The sequence below is a fragment of the Cellulophaga sp. HaHaR_3_176 genome (genome assembly GCF_019021925.1).
Taxonomy (GTDB): domain Bacteria; phylum Bacteroidota; class Bacteroidia; order Flavobacteriales; family Flavobacteriaceae; genus Cellulophaga.
Genome location: NZ_CP058990.1, coordinates 940,038 through 956,316, shown reverse-complemented (window position 1 = coordinate 956,316; position 16,279 = coordinate 940,038). Strand labels below are relative to the sequence as shown.

Here is a 16,279-nt window from a genome sequence, read left to right as displayed (position 1 = left end):
CTTTAATCTCAATTTGTTTTCTGGTATTCGTCTATCCATTCTTTAGGATACTTGTTATACAGATCTTTCAATAACGATTTATTAATTTCTGTTTTCTGAAAATCTTCATAAAAGCTGCCTAAAAGCCAAACATTGGTATTTGTTAAGTCATTTTTATGTAAGTCTAGTAAAACATTCTTAGAGTCTTTTTTTGTGTCCAACAAAAGTAAAACTAGAGAACCCGCTGCTATAAACGTACTACCATAATAAAAAGAAAAGCCCTCTGTAATACGTCTCATTAGAATTTCATTTTCTAGAAAAGGTAAAAAACGAATACTTTTTTTTCGCAAGTTGGGGTATGTATTATATGTGCTACAAAGGTTTAAAAACTTTAATAGTTCTATATAATCTTCATAAATGACATCGTTAACAGCATCAGAGTTTTCGTTATTTTTTATACCAAAAAGCAAATATAACTGTGCAGCATCTAAATAGGTATTTTCTAAATCATTGTCAGTTATATTATGCTCAACAGCTTTTAAAAACAAAGAAAAATGTTTTTCTATAGGTTTATCTATAATTCCTAATTTAAGTCTGTAATAGAATGCTAAAAAGATATCTTCATCAGAAATTTTAAGCATTTTAGTACTCATTACTCTATTAATTTCATTATGATACGATGGATAAAATTGTCCTTGAAAATTGTTTTCGTATGCTTCTTTTTCACTCGCTATAAAATGCTTTATAATTCCAACGTTATCTTTTTTAATCGCTACAGCAAAGTTTAAATTACCATATAAAGTCTCTTGCTTTTTTAATACATCGTTTTCCATGTTATCCGACAATTTAAATTTTACTTAATTTATAAATTAGTGGTGTTCGTTGTTTAAATAGTATCTATTAAACAGCCTTTTAAAGCTTTATTAGCGAGTCTTTTTGCTTTAGTTGCTTGTGTATCAAAAGGAGCAATGTTAGTTAAAGAAATCCCTAATTCCTCTTCTAATTTTTCTTTGCAAATTTCTAAAGCTCTTTTTACAATTAAAGGGTAAACATCGTTAGTATACCAGTTTTTTAGAGTGTTTTTATAAGCTATAACATCATAATCATAAAATGTATTTTTAGTACCTATTTCATACTTTTTATCTTCTAAAATAAAAAAATAGGTCAAATTTATAGCAATAGTTGTATTGGCACCTTCCTTATCGTCTGGCCAGTCATATATTAAAAAATGGGCATCATCAATGCTAATTTTAGGTGTAATTTTTTTGGTTACTTCTATTTTGTGCGTTATTTCAAATCCACCACCTTTACATATACCATCTACTGTCTTTGTATAATCCATTTTTTTTTTTTGAAAAACTAATGTAGTATTGATTTTCTATAATTTTAATTGTCTTTTATAAGTGTTACTAATTGTTTTGTATTTGCTATTTTAGATGTTAAAATAATTTCTCCTTTAAAAGGAATACAGTAGTTTCGTTTTTCTTGAAACGCATAGCATACGCATGAACTATTCTTTTTTATTTAAACTTATTTTTTACCCATTAATAGTTCTGGTATTTTTCAGTTGTTCTCAATCAGAAAAAGTAACAAAAGAATTTACAGTGGCCTTAAATGTCATAGACAGTCTTACCCAACAAGACGGGCTAAAAGCTATAGGTTTATTAGATAGTATACAGCTAAAATTCTCTAAAATCACACCAGAACAAGAGGCCCTACTCTACTTCAAAAAAGGAGAATTGTATTATATAAATAACCTATACTCAGAAGCTATCGCTGAACATAAAAATGCTTCAGCTTTATTTATAGAACAACAAGATGTTTTTAATAACACTAGATGTCTAATTACGTTGAGTGCTGCAAACCTCAGACTAGAAAATATAGAAAAAGCACAGGAATATGCTTTAGAAGCTTTACATAATTCAGAAAAATTAAATGACAAAAGGTTACTTGCAAAAGCAAATAATCAATTATTTCAACTCCATTATGCTTTAGAAGATTACCCTAAAGCAATGCAATTTATACTAGAGGCAAATCACATTTTTTCTGATCAAAAAGATACAGTATCCATTATCTCTTTAAATAATAATATCGCGGCATTACATTTAAAGCAAAAGCAATTCAATAAAGCTTTAGCGACTTATCAAGAATCTTTAAAATTAGGGCAAAATATTAAGTCGCCTCAGATGATTGTAAAGATTTTAAATAATATAGGATACACCTATATAGAAGCCGAAAAATATGAGCTTGCTATTCAATTTTTAAAAGGTGCAATTCAAGTAAATAAAAACATTAGCGCTGTTAATGCAGCCCCTCATAAAGGCTTAGGTTATGTTTATTTTTTACAGAATGACATCCTAAATTCTCAAGAAAGTTATAAAGAAGCATTACGTATTTATAAAAAGGACAAAAACATACCTGAGCAAATACAAATACTAGATAAATTAATCACATTAGCTATAAAATCTGAAGATTCTGCAAAGGCTCTTAAGTACCAAATAGTACGAGATCAATTACAAATAGAACATCAAATAAAAGAAAAAGAAAGGTTATTACATTTTGCAACGATAAAATATAAGGCAAAAAAGAAAGAAGTAGATTTAGCATATCAAAAGCAACTTAATAAAAAGAATAATTGGCTTTATGGGGTTTTAATCGTTGTTTTACTACTACTACTTATATTAATAGCGACCTACTTTTATGCTTCTAAACTAAAAGCTGCAAACAAGGCATCAGCACTAGAACAACGTGTTTTAAGAGCACAAATGAACCCTCATTTTATATTCAATACCCTAGCCGCAATACAAAATATAACCTTAGATAGAGATCCTTTAAAAGCATCAAATTATATTTCTAAATTCTCTAAATTAATACGTCAAAATTTTGATTACGTTCGAAAAGAAGAGATTTCATTAGAGCAAGAAATAAGTATGCTTGAGAATTATATTGAAACTCAACAATTACGTTTTAATCATTCATTCTCATACCATTTAATTCTTGAAGATGATGCTGCGCTTAAAAACCTAAAGGTTCCTCCTATGCTTTTACAACCTTTTTTAGAAAATGCTATCGAATATGGTTTGAAAGATAGAAAATCTGGAGGTACTTTAAAATTACAAATTTTAAAAGAAGGCAATGCACTTTGCTTCATAATTACAGATAATGGTATTGGCAGATCATTACAAGCTAAAAAACTAGAAAACCCAACCGAATTACATGCTACAGCTATTTTTATAGAGCGATTAAAACTGCGTAAGAAAACTGAAGAAAAGACGTTTAAAATAGAAGATTTATACGATTTAGATGGCCATGCTATTGGAACGAAAGTGTCTTTTAAAATTTATTATACATGATAAAAACAGTACTAATAGAAGATGAATATAATGCATTAAATACCTTATCCAAATTATTACAGTATACGCAAAAAGAAGTGGATATTGTAGCAAAAATAGGTACGGTTAACGATGCTATCTTATTTTTAAAAAACAATAGTGTAGATCTTGTATTCTTAGATATAGAACTTATTGGTGGTAATGCATTTTCTATTTTAGATGCCTTAGATAAGGTATCTTTTAAAATAATATTTACTACGGCATATACAGATTTTGCTATAAAAGCAATTCGTGCAGAAGCTATAGATTACCTATTAAAACCTATAGATTCTGATGAATTAACGAAGGCTGTAGATCGTTTTAAAACTTCCTTTCAGAAAGATGAAGCATATAAATCTTTACTTACCAAAACGGTAAATAATGATATGCGTGAGACTAAAAAAACCTTGCTGATTAAAACTACACAAGAACAACACGTTTTAGTTATTGATGATATTATCAGATGCCAATCTGATGGAAGTTATACCACATTTTATACAGCTGATAAAAAAATCATGAGTGCTCGAAACTTAAAATATTATGAAAGCATGTTAAACGATACTGCATTTATCCGCGTGCACCAATCACACCTCATCAACAGTAATTATATTGATACTCTGGCGCTTAATTCTATAATTTTAAAAGACGGCGAAAAAGTTCCCGTATCCTCAAGAAAAAAAAGCATTATAAAGCAGTTTTTGTCTAAATTGTAACTAAAATCATAACGCTTTTAAAACAAAAATCAACGCTTTTAAAACCGTTTTTATAAGTAGTCTCATTTAATATAATTTTATATCCGAACGATAAATTATTTAAATTAAAATATACATGGGACTTAAAGAAAAAAAAATTACAAAACAATTTCAAGACGAAAAACTTCCTGCATTAAAAGAGCAAATAGTTAAAGCTGCTGGTTTTGATGTGCCTTTAGAAATAGAATGGGATACTTTATTTGAAGATCGTTTCACACATTTATATATGGATACGTACTCAAAAATATATTTTGAGCCATTTATTGACGCTTTTACAGCCATTACTGCAGACGATTTAGGTAAAGAAGCCTTACAAGAAGGGGTTAAAAAAATAGTGATTGTTAATAGAGATAATCACCATAACCCAACACATGCTTATACTTTAAAAGATGGTGTTTTAGAAGTAAACCACTGCCCGGTTAGTAATGCACCTGATGTAGACAGAAGAACAAAAGTACTTGTAGAGTTATTAGAAAATAACCTTTAAGATACTTACTTGTATGCAATCTACTCTTAGAAATTTAACAACTTTAGAATTTGATGTCTTGGAGCGTCATTTAGATTTAGGATATTCAATTTGTAAAAAATATGTGTCAGATTTTGACGGCACATTTACGGCTAAATTATTGACTGAAGTTTTTGGTCTTTGGTTGGCAGATACAACAGCATATATTGCAGACAATGATATTGAAAATTTTAATTCTGTAAGTTTAGAAAAACCAAATGCAAAAATGATTGAATTTGCTTTAGGTAGTGCTTATGGCGAAGTATTAAATACTGCATTTGACACCCAATGGAAACATATTGCGGATGAATATGGTGAAGAGATTTGTATACGCCATGAAAACCCAGAATACACAACCTTTCCGTATAGTATTGTACAAAAAAGAATTGGTTCTCAAGAAACCGTATTTTTTGAACCTATTATGGCAACTATGAAATATGCTATCTCTAAAAAATAAAAGAGTTACTATATTTTTATCTAAATTTAAAATAGAGCCTTGTATTACATTTTACAAGGCTTTACATGTCTTGTAAAATCTTAAAGCCAGCAATTAACCTTATAGTTAAAACAAATGGATCAAAACGAAGAAAATAAGCCGTCTGTTATTTATAAAGAACAGAATGAAAAAATGAATGCAGCAAACGTGAGAGCTCAAGAGAGTTTTAAGTATTTCTGGAGAGAATTGTATTGGGAGTCTAGAAGAATCATACCTGCTCATGATTTTGCTATGATTAAATTAGCCTTTACACAGCAATTTACAGAGGACGAAACTCCTAAAGTAGAACACATGTGGGTTAATAATCTAAATTTTGATGGTGAACATATAACTGGTGAATTGGTAAATGAACCACACCAACTGACCAATATAGAAAAAGGAGATATAGTAAGCAGAAAAGTTAATGAAATAAGTGACTGGATGATTTCTATTGAAGAAAAAACGTATGGTGGTTTTACTATTCACACCATGCGTGCAACAATGGGTGAAGAAGAAAGAGAACGTCATGATCAAGCATGGGGGTTAAATTTTGGGGATTTTAATGACGTTCTTCTTGTTCATCAACAAAAAGAAAATCCTGGTAATTTAATAGAGCATCCTATGTGTAAAATTATGGGAAGCAATGTTCGTGCTTATATCAATAAAAATCCTGATGAAATAACAATTCAAGATGAGAACGGACTTAGCTTATTACATAAAGAAGCTATTGCTGGAAATGCTGAAATAGTTAAAATTTTATTAGATTTAGGAGCCGATAAGGAACTAAAATCTAAAAGCAACAAAACGGCATTAACCTATGCTAAAGAAATGAATTGGCAACCTATTATTGAAATTTTAAAATAAAAAACGATGTCAGAAGATAAAGATAGAACTCCAGAACTCACTAATTTTAAGACCATCAATAAAACTGAATGGAATAGCTTAGAATCTCTTTTTGAAGCACATGCAGGTTTATCTTTTGAAAAACAATTAATTTTTGGTGACTTTATTGGTTCTAATGCATGGCAATTAGATTTAGGAAAAGGAAGTATCTTATTTGGAGACTTAGAACTACCTATTCAAGTAATTGGTTCTTTATCTTTTAATAACAGTTCTTGGATGTGGGGCTGGGCAAATACGCAAAGTGGTATTCCTGAAAACTTATTAATACAATCTAAACAGCTTAAAGCACTAGGAGAACAAAAAGATATTAAAGAACTCATTGAAGGCCATTTTAATGTTGATGAAGGTTTTGAACACAAAATAGGAATGTTAGCATGTGGCCAATTTTCATCTAAAAGTTATTACTGCGCTAATTACGGTCAAGGAACTCTTGTGATTACCATAGATGATGACAGAATACCTGAAATTGAGATGGATAAGATTGAAAAAGTATTAACCTGTTTTCCTCAACTAATCGGAGGAATAACTGTACACCATGAAAATGCTTTTCTAAATTATTTAATAGATCGTGATTTTAAAATACACCATACAGAACATAAGATAGAAGGCCTTAAAAACAAGAAAATTTTAAGTGCAGAATTTGATGCTTCAAACAGGTTAATATCATTAAATGGAAAAATTTAAAGAAATTATTTTCTTTCTTTTATTCTAGATAATTGGCATAAAAAAAGCATCACAATAGTGATGCTTTTTTACTTTAAAATTGTTTTTTATTTATTTTGAAACGATGATAAAATCGGATCTCCTATTTACCAAATGCTTTTGCTCTGAACATCTAACACCATTACTACATTCATTTCTTAATTGACTTTCTCCATACCCATTAGCACTTTCAATTCTATATTCTGAAATGCCTTTTGATATTAAGTAGTCTCTAGTAGATTTTGCTCTATTATCAGATAATTTTAAATTGTAACTATCTTTCCCTCGAGAATCTGTATGTGATTCTATTTTTATTTTAATATCTGGGAATTCTGTTAAAACAAATAATACTTTTTCTAATTCTAATTCTGCCCTAGTTGTAATATTGTATTTATCATAATCAAAATAGATAGGTTCTACTTTAATTTTTTCTACACCATTATCTTTTACAATCAAACTTTCTAAAGGTGTTAAATACACTTTATTATTAGCTGATGGTTCTTTAGGGTTTTCATCAGTAGTAACTGTAACTGATTGTTTGGAATAATCATTCTTAGAAAAAACAAGCTTGTTTGTTTTATTACAAGGTAGGATAAAATTATAATACCCTTCCATATCTGTTTTTGTAACTAAAATTAAACCTTCTTCAGAATCGTATATTTCTACCGTAGCATCACGCAACTGAACACCCGTTTTTTTATCAAAAACATTACCAGAATACTCTAAACAGTCTGTTGGCTTAATACCTTCATAATAGTAAATATCATCATCACCTACACCACCTGCTCTGTTCGAGGCTATATAACCGTTATTAGAAGCAACTTCTCTTATATATGAGAAATCATCCATATTACTATTAATTGGTTCTCCTCTATTTAACGGTAATGAAAATTCTGATTCTTGTAAAATTGCCGAAGCAAACACATCTAGTCCACCTAAGCCATAATGACCATCTGAGGAAAAATACAAAACATCATCTACCACATGAGGGAACATTTCACGACCTCTAGTATTTATAGTCGGGCCTAGATTAACAGGTTCTTTACCTACATCTCCAGATGAATTTAACTCTACACGATAAATATCAGTTGCCCCATAACCACCAGGCATATTAGAAGTAAAATACATATAATTACCATCTGCAGTTATAGCAGGATGTCCGCAAGAATAATCTTCACTATTAAAACTTAATGACGTTATGTTTGTTAATTCATTATCGACTATGGTACCTTTTAATATTTGCATATTAGAAAGACCGTCAGAATTTGCTGTGAGTTTGTTTTTTTTAATAAAATTACGCGTAAAATAAACTGTTTTAGTATCCCAAGAAAGTGCAATTGTTGCATCATGAAAATCTGACTCTAAATTTTCAAGGAATTTTTCTGGAACATAATCTTTTTGATTCGGGTTTGTGATATACAAATCTAAATAAGGTTGCTTATTCCAAGGGTAAATTTTGTTTGATTTAGCTGTATCTCTTGCCGAAGTAAAAACTAATCCATTAGTATATAAATACGGAGCAAAATCTGACTTTTTGCTATTAAAAGTTAAATTTTCAATTTTATATTTCGGTTTTTCTTTAGAAATACTATCTAAATATGCTTTTTGAGCTAATATCATTTTTAGCTTTTCAGGCTTTGTATAAAACTCTTTCAGTAACTTATCAGCCTCTTCTGTTTCTAAATCTACTTTAAGGCATTGCACTAATTTTATTAAGTTACCCTCTTCTATATTTTTGCCTTGTATTGTATATAACCTACTATACCATTTTTTAGCATTGTGGTAATCGTTTATATTAAAATAACTATCTGCTAAGTTCTGTATTATATGTAATGATGGTTTTTTTTTATCTGCAGCTAAATCTTCATATAATTTTATAGCGGCATCAAATTTAAACTCTTTAAAATTGTCGTCTGCTCTTTCTTCTTTACTTTGAGATAATATAATAGTAGAAGAAAAAAGAATAAATATTAGAATAATGTTTTTCATACTATTTTTTTTAAAAGAATCTTGGAGATAATGCTCTCTTATTGTTATCAAATACATTATACCTAAGTATAATTTCGTGAGATCCGTCGTTATAGTTATTTAAATCAGTAAGCGAATAATCGTACGCATAGCCTACAAAGAATTTGCTTGATAAGTTTATACCAGCTAACGCACTTACGGCATCGTCATATCTATATGCAAGACCTAAACTTAATTTTTCGTTGATTAAGAAGTTACCAGAAATATCAACCGTTAAAGGTGCCCCTGCAACATGCTTTGCCAAAACGGCTGGCTTAAACTTTAAAGTTTCTGAAAGATCAAAAACATAACCTCCCATTATATAATATTGACTTTTTCTGTTTGATACCATCTCATCATCATTATATATTTCTGAGTTTAACAAGTTTTGGGTAGACAAACCAGCATACCATTTAGTGCTATAAAAGAATGCACCTACACCAAGAACCGGACGTGTTGAACTTAAATTTTCTTGAAACAAAGGATCCATACCATCAGCATAGATACCTTTTGAATAGTCTACATTTAAGATATTCACACCTGCATTAACACCTAACGAAAGTTTTGTATAATATCCTGTTCTTATTTCGTAAGCAAAATTTCCGTTAACTTCAATAGTATTTGACGCTCCTAAATTATCATTGGTTGCACTTAAACCTATTCCTATTTTATCTTTTAATTTTCCATGTATTGAAAAAGATTGGTTTTCTGGAGCTCCATCTATTCCTATCCATTGAGAACGGTGTAATAAAAGAGCTTCTATTTTAGAACTCGTACCGGTGTAACCTGAGTTTAAAACCATAGTATTGTACATGTACTGCGTATACTGTGGTGGTTGCTGGGCAAAAACTGCATATACTGGTATTACTAGAATTAGTAATAACAATTTTATATTTAATTGAAATAACTTCATAAGGTTTAAGTTTTGGTAAGACTTGTAATTGAGGTTTGTTTAAAATGATTTAATTGTTATCTAACTAATTGTAGCCAACCCATCAGATTTCTTTGTATTTCTGGAAGATTTATCACATAATAATATGTACCTGAAGGTAATTCTTCACCAGGGTTTAGAATACCAGATACACTAGCTATTCCATCCCAATTATTTTGATAATTTGTAGTTTCGAAAACAAGATTCCCGTTTCGGTTATAAACCTGAATGCTTGACGAATAATCTAAAATACCTTTTATTTCAAAATAGTCATTATAACCATCATTATTAGGTGTAAATTCATTATAAACGAGTAACCCAAACTCTTCTCCTAAAACCTCGCCACATGTTCTTGTTGTTACATCTTCACTTACAATAGAACCACAACCAACAGTATTTTCATAAGTAACCCTAATTGATGTGTCTTCTAAATCAGTCCATAACACTGAAACAAAATTATCGGTAGTTGTACCTCCTTCTGAAATTGTACCCCCAGTTATTGTCCAACTATAATTTTGATGATTATCTTCGGTTGTATATGTATACGGGCGAGAAATACACGCTTCTAATTTCTCACCTGTTATGGTAGCCGTTACACCTTCTAAAATCGTAACCGTAATAGCTAACCTTTCTGTACTCTCACAACCGTTCTGGATATTGGCAGCATAATATGTACCGTCAACTAATATATTAGAAGGGTCTATCGCATTACCTCCTGTTTGAGCATCATAAAAAATAATTTCTGTTTCATTTACCTGAATATCAGCCACTGTAGATAAATTACTCTCACAAAAATCTTGATTAGTAGATGTTGTTGTTGGTGCGGGAACATTAATTATACCTACTGTTACAGCTAACCTTTCTGTACTTTCACATCCATTTTCAATAGTAGCTACATAATAAATACCATCTGTTAATACAACCGATGGAGTTAACATAGTACCTCCTGTTTCTGCATCGTAAAAAACAACTTCTGATTCATTTACTTGAATATCAGCTACTGTAGCTAAATCTGTTATACAAAAATTTTGAATAATAGATGTTGTCGTTGGCGGAGGAACAGTCGTAAATTCTATAGTAATCTGGACCCTATCTAATATAGATGTTGGTATATTTAAAATACCTGCAAAAAATACATCACCGTCTACTAAAGGAGTATCTAAACTTACTGCGACATCTGAATCTAAAAGATTAAATAATGATATGTTAGAGTCAAGAACAATATCAGCTAATGTTGGGTTATCAGATGCGCAGAATACTTGTAAAACATCATCTATAACCAAATCTGGTAAACTTATAGACACATCACCTGAATCGGTACAAACACCACCTTCAATAAACACATCTAAAACATTATCTGAATCTGCTGCTAAATCTATACCATCTAAAGCTATATCAAAATTTAAGTTTGCATCTAATGCTCCTGTATAAATTACATTATTAACTAAAACATTAATAATATCTCCTGCATTTGCATCACCAGATACTGAGCCAGTTACATTTGCTGAATTATCACCATTAAAAAATTCAAATAAATCGTTTAATGATAACATACTTGAATCTACACTTAAATCAACAGCTACACTTGTATTAGAGTCTACAACTGTAACTTCTACTTCTTTTAAATCACCTGGTACATTTTCACAACCAGCACTACTCTCTTTAATTCCTACATAATAAGTGTATGGACTATTTGATTGATCTAGACCTGTAACAGTCAAAGTTCCATCTGTACTACTTATAGAATATGTTACACCAGAAACAACCATTCCGTCAGTAATTTGATTGACTTTATTTGCATCAAAATACCACAAAAACTCTCCATCAATTGCACTAAAAGGGTGCAATACTACATCGCTTGATGAGCATAAAGGAAACTCATTACCTGTAACCATAATATCATCAGCTGTTGGTATTGCAACAACATTTACTGGAACTTCTACTCTAGGAGACTCATTTATACAACCTATTGTAGCCGCTGAAACATAATACGTTTGATTTGAATTTAAAACAGGAGTTGTAAATGTATCGCCAGAATTTACTGTTGCTAATAAATTACCACCAGATTCTGCGTCATACCAACGTAACTCTGAAGTATTATCTTGAGCATTGGCTACTAAATTAGCAGACGAGTTAATACAAACAGATAAATCACTAGCCGAAGCATCAATTACAGGAACACCTGGAGCTATAAAAACATCAAATATTTTCAAGTTTTGTACTAAAGCAACATTTAATAAAGATGACATATTTACGGTAACCTTATCTACACTTTCGCCTGGGTTTAAGTTAAGTATTGTTGCATCTCCACTTTGTAAAAGGCCTAAAACATCTAAATCTAATAAAGATGATAAGCTTTCTGTAAATTGTTGATCAGTACCATTACTACCCTCTACACTTATGTTATCTGCTAAACCCAATTGTAGTAAAGAAGGGTCTATAGCCATTACTATATATACTTGATCTGTTGCATTTGAAAGCGAATCAAAATAAAAGGTTTGCTCTACATCTCCTGCAACAGCTATTAAACCTAAACTTAGCTCTGATGCTGTATTTATATCATTATCAATCGCATTTTCTGGATTCGTTACTCCAGCACCACCAAGGTTTAATAAATCGAGTGTAATTCCATTACCATCAAAAGATGTAAAAGAAGGTGTACCACAATCAATAATTCCATCACCATAATAACTACCAAAAACTTCTAAACCCTTAGTATTACCAAGACCTACTAAAGAACCTAAACTATTGGTTAGACGAATATTATCATAAGCTGTATTTGGTGTAAGAGCTAAAAAATAATCTCCATTCTGATCAACAACTGCGCGCATAGAGTCTGTTGAGAAATCATTAGGGTTACCTGAATTTCCTTGTAAAACGGTAGTTGTACCATCTTTAGCTTCAACTAAAAACTGTTGATTTCCTAAAAGAACAACACCGCCTACATCTGCAAGTAAATTTCCTAAATTACCGCCTAATAAAAATGGTAGAATTTCATCTTCTGAATTAATTTTAACAAAGCTGGTTGTATTTGCTGGAACGGAATTTGGATATTGAAGCTCTAGATGTCCAGAATAAGCGCCCAGTCCCAATAATGCTCCTGAACTAGCTTTTACTAATGCACTTGTATTTAAATTTTCATCAATACTATTAGCCGAATTATCTACATTACTCTCGCTAGAAACAATTTCTGCATAGTTTCTGGTTTGTGAAAAAGTAGTTAATGTTGATAATAAAAAGGTAATTAAAAGACCTAATGAAATCTTTTTACCTGAAAGTAGAAATGTATCCATATTAGTAGATTATTTATGATTTAAGTAAGATTTGGACTACAAACATAAAATTTCTTACTAATAAATTTATAAAAAAAACTATTTTTTCGATGAAATGCACATTATACTAGCTTAAACAAGATATTTTACTGATTTAAACCCATTGAGCAATGAAAAAAGAGTGAGAAGTGAGAAGTGAGAAGTGAGAAGTGAGAAGTGAGAAGTGAGAAGTGAGAAGTGAGAAGTGAGAAGTGAGAAGTGAGAAGTGAGAAGTGAGAAGTGAGAAGTGAGAAGTGAGAAGTGAGAAGTGAGAAGTGAGAAGTGAGAAGTGAGAAGTGAGAAGTGAGAAGTGAGAAGTGAGAAGTGAGAAGTGAGAAGTGAGAAGTGAGAAGTGAGAAGTGAGAAGTGAGAAGTGAGAAGTGAGAAGTGAGAAGTGAGAAGTTTAAGAAAAAATTTAAAAATAATATCCTACAGAAAAAAATTATTTTTTATTTATAAAATAATTGTGTAAAGTAAAGAACACCATTAGAATCTTCTTTAACACTTATTGCCGTGTAGTTAAAATCACCTTCCATTACTCTTTTATGAGTAGGACTATTTATCCAAGCATTAACTACCCCTTGTGCTGTTACAAAATCTTTACCTACATTTTCAGAAACAAAATTTGCTTTAGCTTCTACTGTTAAATTAGATGATCTAACATTAAAATTATCGTGACTAATAACTCCTTGTTCTATCATATATTCATTATGAGACTCTGCAAAGCTATAAGCTACGTTACCAAATTCAACTACATTTAAACCTTGAGATGCTCTATACTCATTTACAAGATCTAAAACTTCTTCTTCTATTGTAGATACAGATACTGTTTCATAAATCGCAACTTCTTCGTCTTGTGTTGTTGTTGAACAAGATGTTAATGTGATTAATGAAGTAAGGATTGCGATTGTTAAAAATTTAATACGTAACATAGTTTTGAATATTTCTGTAGGTTAATTCCTATGCAAAGAAACATCGCATATCAGTATTCGTAAGAATATATTATACGTATGGAACGTTTTATTCGCTAAAGTGTAACTTATTGCTAATCAGGTATATAAAACACTATTTTCATGGTTTTCACCGACACTAAACGACCTTTTAACGAGGTAAATACCACTCAACGTCTGTTAAGAGTTGTTGGTCGTTTATTAGAAAATAATTAGAACCGTTGACTGATACCAAAGTGTCGTTAAACGGAAAAAAACAAAAAAAGTCACAAGAATTAATAAATTAATTCTTGTGACTTTTTTTTTGAAAGAACGAAGATTTTAAAAATTAACGTTCAAATAAATAGAGGTTCTATTATTCAATTCTACTTTATCATTATTTAAATTCTGTGAAATAGGTAACATTCCTACAAGACCTAACGAATATCTTTTGTAAGAAGCCTCCATACTAACCTTTCCTAAAAAAATATCTCCTTTTGTATTTAAAACATCAAAACCAAACTCTTTATTTGTACCATACCTCTCTCCTGCTAAACCTAAAATGGGAGTTAACGATAAATTATCTGACACAAAATATGTCTTAAATGCATTTATACCATAATTAACCTGATTACCAAATTGATATTCTTTTGGGTTTTCTGTCTTTATAGTATAGTTAAGCATAGTACTTATACCCCAATTCCTATATGAAAAACCATAATTAAGCCCTATTACATAATCCAAACTCCCGTTACCTAATTGAAAACTTGGGTTTACACTACCTTCATTGTTAGCTTTTTCGTAAGTACCAGTAGGTAATTTTACCCCACCTCCTATCTGCAAAAAATGTTCTGGCTTTATAGATACTATACTATCAGGCGTTGCTTTTATTAAATTATAAAAAACCAGAACACTCATATCTCCTATTCCACTTATATGCTGATCTGTATTATCTGGCATTGTCCGATTATGAAATTGATAAGGCACTATAACATTTAAAAGAATTCTTTCTGTAATAGGAAAATTGCCCCATGCTTGAATAGTATTAAAGTTTTCTTCTATCCAAGGAGAGTCGTTAAAAATACCATCTCTAGAACGGTATTGCTGATTTATATATCTAACACCTATAAAATTTGTATTTAAACCCGTACCATATCCCATGCTGCCACCACTACTACCACAGCCACAGGTATCACAGAAAAATAAGAACTCTTCATGATTATGATCTTTATTTATACAGGTATAATTTTCGGTTAGCTCTTTATTATTAGCTAACAAAGGTGTTACTACTTTAATACTTGTTATAATAAGTACTATTAATATGCTTTTAATATTCAGAAAATCTTTCATCATTTATATATTCTTCATCTGTTAATGTATTCAAAAAGGCTATTAAAACATTTTTATCTGTAGTTGATAAAGCCAAGCCTAAACTATTTTCTTTTTTCAATTCTTTATCAAGTGTTGGTAAATCTGAGATTCCGTCAGAATAAAAGTCTAAAACAGCTTCTAAACTTCCAAATCTACCATCGTGCATATAAGGCTCTGTCAAGGCAACATTCCTTAAACTAGGAACTTTAAATTTATATTTATCAGATTCTGCACCTGTTACCAAAGCTCTTCCAAAATCGTCTAATTTCAGATTTGGTGGTAAGCCGTTATTCCTAAAACTATCATCAGTAAATAAATCGGTAGAATGGCAACTTGCACATTTTTCTTGAAAAACCAGTAACCCTTGCTTTTCTTCCTCTGAAAACTCACCATTAATTTCATTTCTAACATACTTATCATATTTAGAGTTAGATGAAACCATCATTACCATAAATTGAGAAAGTGCCTTAAAAAAATTTTCGAAATTAACTTCTCCATCTTCAAAAGCTGATGTAAATAATTGTTGATACTCTTTATCTTCTTTTATTTTCTCCAACACATTTGTCATCGTCTCTCCCATTTCAACCTCATTTGTTATAGGTATTATCGGAAAAAGATCTAAATGATTCGTTGCGCCATCCCAAGTAAATGCTTTCATAAATGCCGCATTTTGGATAGAAGGTGTATTTCTTGTTCCTTCCCTCCCTTCTATTCCGTGACTAAATTGATGACCATGATGTGTAAATGCTGTTTTTTGTTCGTGACAGAAACCACAAGAAATAACACCGTTTGAAGAAAGCTTACCATCATAAAAAAGTTTCTTTCCTAATTCAAAACCAATTTCAGTAGGTGGGTTTGCTTCTAAATCATAAACTGTTGCAGGAAAATTAGCAGGAATTTGAAAATTTAAAGGCTTATCTACCTTTACATATTCTTCATTATCTGGTGAACATGAAAATAAAAATATGATACTCAATACACTTATTAATCTTACCATATATACATAGTGTTTAAAACCACCAGTCATAGATTATCTATGTACT

The 16,279-nt window shown here is 30.5% G+C and carries 14 protein-coding genes; 6 read left to right on the top strand and 8 right to left on the bottom strand.

The window, feature by feature from the left end; translation table 11 throughout:
- Window positions 1-8 precede the first annotated feature (8 nt).
- Both H0I23_RS04070 and H0I23_RS04065 read right to left on the bottom strand, forming a co-directional pair.
- Window positions 9-812, bottom strand: coding sequence for a hypothetical protein (locus H0I23_RS04070; protein ID WP_216785185.1), 804 nt, complete (start codon window positions 810-812; stop codon window positions 9-11).
- A gap of 53 nt (window positions 813-865) precedes the next feature.
- Window positions 866-1,321 carry a hypothetical protein gene (locus tag H0I23_RS04065; RefSeq protein WP_216785184.1) on the bottom strand — a complete coding sequence of 152 codons (456 nt, stop codon included), beginning with the start codon at window positions 1,319-1,321 and terminating at the stop codon, window positions 866-868.
- A gap of 163 nt (window positions 1,322-1,484) precedes the next feature.
- On the opposite strand from H0I23_RS04065, the gene H0I23_RS04060 reads away from it, so the two are divergent.
- From H0I23_RS04060 to H0I23_RS04035, 6 genes are all read left to right on the top strand, one after another.
- Window positions 1,485-3,332, top strand: coding sequence for a histidine kinase (locus H0I23_RS04060; protein ID WP_216785183.1), 1,848 nt, complete (start codon window positions 1,485-1,487; stop codon window positions 3,330-3,332).
- Entirely contained in the window at window positions 3,329-4,063 is a 735-nt protein-coding gene (locus H0I23_RS04055) for a LytTR family DNA-binding domain-containing protein (RefSeq protein WP_216785182.1), read from the top strand. Before H0I23_RS04060 ends, H0I23_RS04055 begins: the two co-directional genes overlap by 4 nt.
- Before the next feature lie 115 nt (window positions 4,064-4,178).
- Window positions 4,179-4,589 carry a hypothetical protein gene (locus H0I23_RS04050; protein ID WP_216785181.1) on the top strand — a complete coding sequence of 137 codons (411 nt, stop codon included), beginning with the start codon at window positions 4,179-4,181 and terminating at the stop codon, window positions 4,587-4,589.
- Between the two features lie 13 nt (window positions 4,590-4,602).
- Window positions 4,603-5,064, top strand: coding sequence for a DUF3806 domain-containing protein (locus H0I23_RS04045; RefSeq protein ID WP_216785180.1), 462 nt, complete (start codon window positions 4,603-4,605; stop codon window positions 5,062-5,064).
- 114 nt (window positions 5,065-5,178) lie between these two features.
- Window positions 5,179-5,946, top strand: coding sequence for a DUF2314 domain-containing protein (locus H0I23_RS04040; RefSeq protein WP_216785179.1), 768 nt, complete (start codon window positions 5,179-5,181; stop codon window positions 5,944-5,946).
- Window positions 5,947-5,952: 6 nt separating this feature from the next.
- Window positions 5,953-6,669, top strand: coding sequence for a DUF6882 domain-containing protein (locus H0I23_RS04035; RefSeq protein WP_216785178.1), 717 nt, complete (start codon window positions 5,953-5,955; stop codon window positions 6,667-6,669).
- A 90-nt stretch (window positions 6,670-6,759) separates the two neighbouring features.
- Here the strand turns inward: H0I23_RS04035 and H0I23_RS16840 are convergent, their stop codons facing one another.
- The 6 genes from H0I23_RS16840 to H0I23_RS04005 all read right to left on the bottom strand — a co-directional run bounded on the left by H0I23_RS16840 (window position 6,760) and on the right by H0I23_RS04005 (window position 16,233).
- Window positions 6,760-8,676 (bottom strand): OmpA family protein, encoded by a 1,917-nt coding sequence (locus tag H0I23_RS16840; protein ID WP_216785177.1) that lies wholly within the window; start codon window positions 8,674-8,676, stop codon window positions 6,760-6,762.
- Window positions 8,677-8,686: 10 nt separating this feature from the next.
- Entirely contained in the window at window positions 8,687-9,607 is a 921-nt protein-coding gene (locus H0I23_RS04025) for a type IX secretion system membrane protein PorP/SprF (protein WP_216785176.1), read from the bottom strand.
- A 56-nt stretch (window positions 9,608-9,663) separates the two neighbouring features.
- Window positions 9,664-12,918 carry a gliding motility-associated C-terminal domain-containing protein gene (locus H0I23_RS04020; protein ID WP_216785175.1) on the bottom strand — a complete coding sequence of 1,085 codons (3,255 nt, stop codon included), beginning with the start codon at window positions 12,916-12,918 and terminating at the stop codon, window positions 9,664-9,666.
- Window positions 12,919-13,385: 467 nt separating this feature from the next.
- Window positions 13,386-13,868: a CAP domain-containing protein gene (locus H0I23_RS04015; protein WP_216785174.1), complete on the bottom strand. Its 483-nt coding sequence runs from the start codon at window positions 13,866-13,868 to the stop codon at window positions 13,386-13,388.
- A gap of 339 nt (window positions 13,869-14,207) precedes the next feature.
- Window positions 14,208-15,218, bottom strand: a complete 1,011-nt coding sequence (locus H0I23_RS04010; RefSeq protein WP_216785173.1) for a transporter — start codon at window positions 15,216-15,218, stop codon at window positions 14,208-14,210.
- Window positions 15,193-16,233, bottom strand: coding sequence for a cytochrome-c peroxidase (locus H0I23_RS04005; RefSeq protein ID WP_216785172.1), 1,041 nt, complete (start codon window positions 16,231-16,233; stop codon window positions 15,193-15,195). Before H0I23_RS04005 ends, H0I23_RS04010 begins: the two co-directional genes overlap by 26 nt.
- Between the last annotated feature and the right edge of the window lie 46 nt (window positions 16,234-16,279).

Coding starts and splice junctions, on each gene's coding strand:
- H0I23_RS04035 (WP_216785178.1), top strand. CDS start 5,953: ATGTCAGAAGATAAAGATAGAACTCCAGAACTCACTAATTTTAAGACC.
- H0I23_RS04060 (WP_216785183.1), top strand. CDS start 1,485: ATGAACTATTCTTTTTTATTTAAACTTATTTTTTACCCATTAATAGTT.
- H0I23_RS04010 (WP_216785173.1), bottom strand. CDS start 15,218: ATGATGAAAGATTTTCTGAATATTAAAAGCATATTAATAGTACTTATT.
- H0I23_RS04040 (WP_216785179.1), top strand. CDS start 5,179: ATGGATCAAAACGAAGAAAATAAGCCGTCTGTTATTTATAAAGAACAG.
- H0I23_RS04020 (WP_216785175.1), bottom strand. CDS start 12,918: ATGGATACATTTCTACTTTCAGGTAAAAAGATTTCATTAGGTCTTTTA.
- H0I23_RS16840 (WP_216785177.1), bottom strand. CDS start 8,676: ATGAAAAACATTATTCTAATATTTATTCTTTTTTCTTCTACTATTATA.
- H0I23_RS04015 (WP_216785174.1), bottom strand. CDS start 13,868: ATGTTACGTATTAAATTTTTAACAATCGCAATCCTTACTTCATTAATC.
- H0I23_RS04055 (WP_216785182.1), top strand. CDS start 3,329: ATGATAAAAACAGTACTAATAGAAGATGAATATAATGCATTAAATACC.
- H0I23_RS04025 (WP_216785176.1), bottom strand. CDS start 9,607: ATGAAGTTATTTCAATTAAATATAAAATTGTTATTACTAATTCTAGTA.
- H0I23_RS04005 (WP_216785172.1), bottom strand. CDS start 16,233: ATGGTAAGATTAATAAGTGTATTGAGTATCATATTTTTATTTTCATGT.
- H0I23_RS04045 (WP_216785180.1), top strand. CDS start 4,603: ATGCAATCTACTCTTAGAAATTTAACAACTTTAGAATTTGATGTCTTG.
- H0I23_RS04070 (WP_216785185.1), bottom strand. CDS start 812: ATGGAAAACGATGTATTAAAAAAGCAAGAGACTTTATATGGTAATTTA.
- H0I23_RS04065 (WP_216785184.1), bottom strand. CDS start 1,321: ATGGATTATACAAAGACAGTAGATGGTATATGTAAAGGTGGTGGATTT.
- H0I23_RS04050 (WP_216785181.1), top strand. CDS start 4,179: ATGGGACTTAAAGAAAAAAAAATTACAAAACAATTTCAAGACGAAAAA.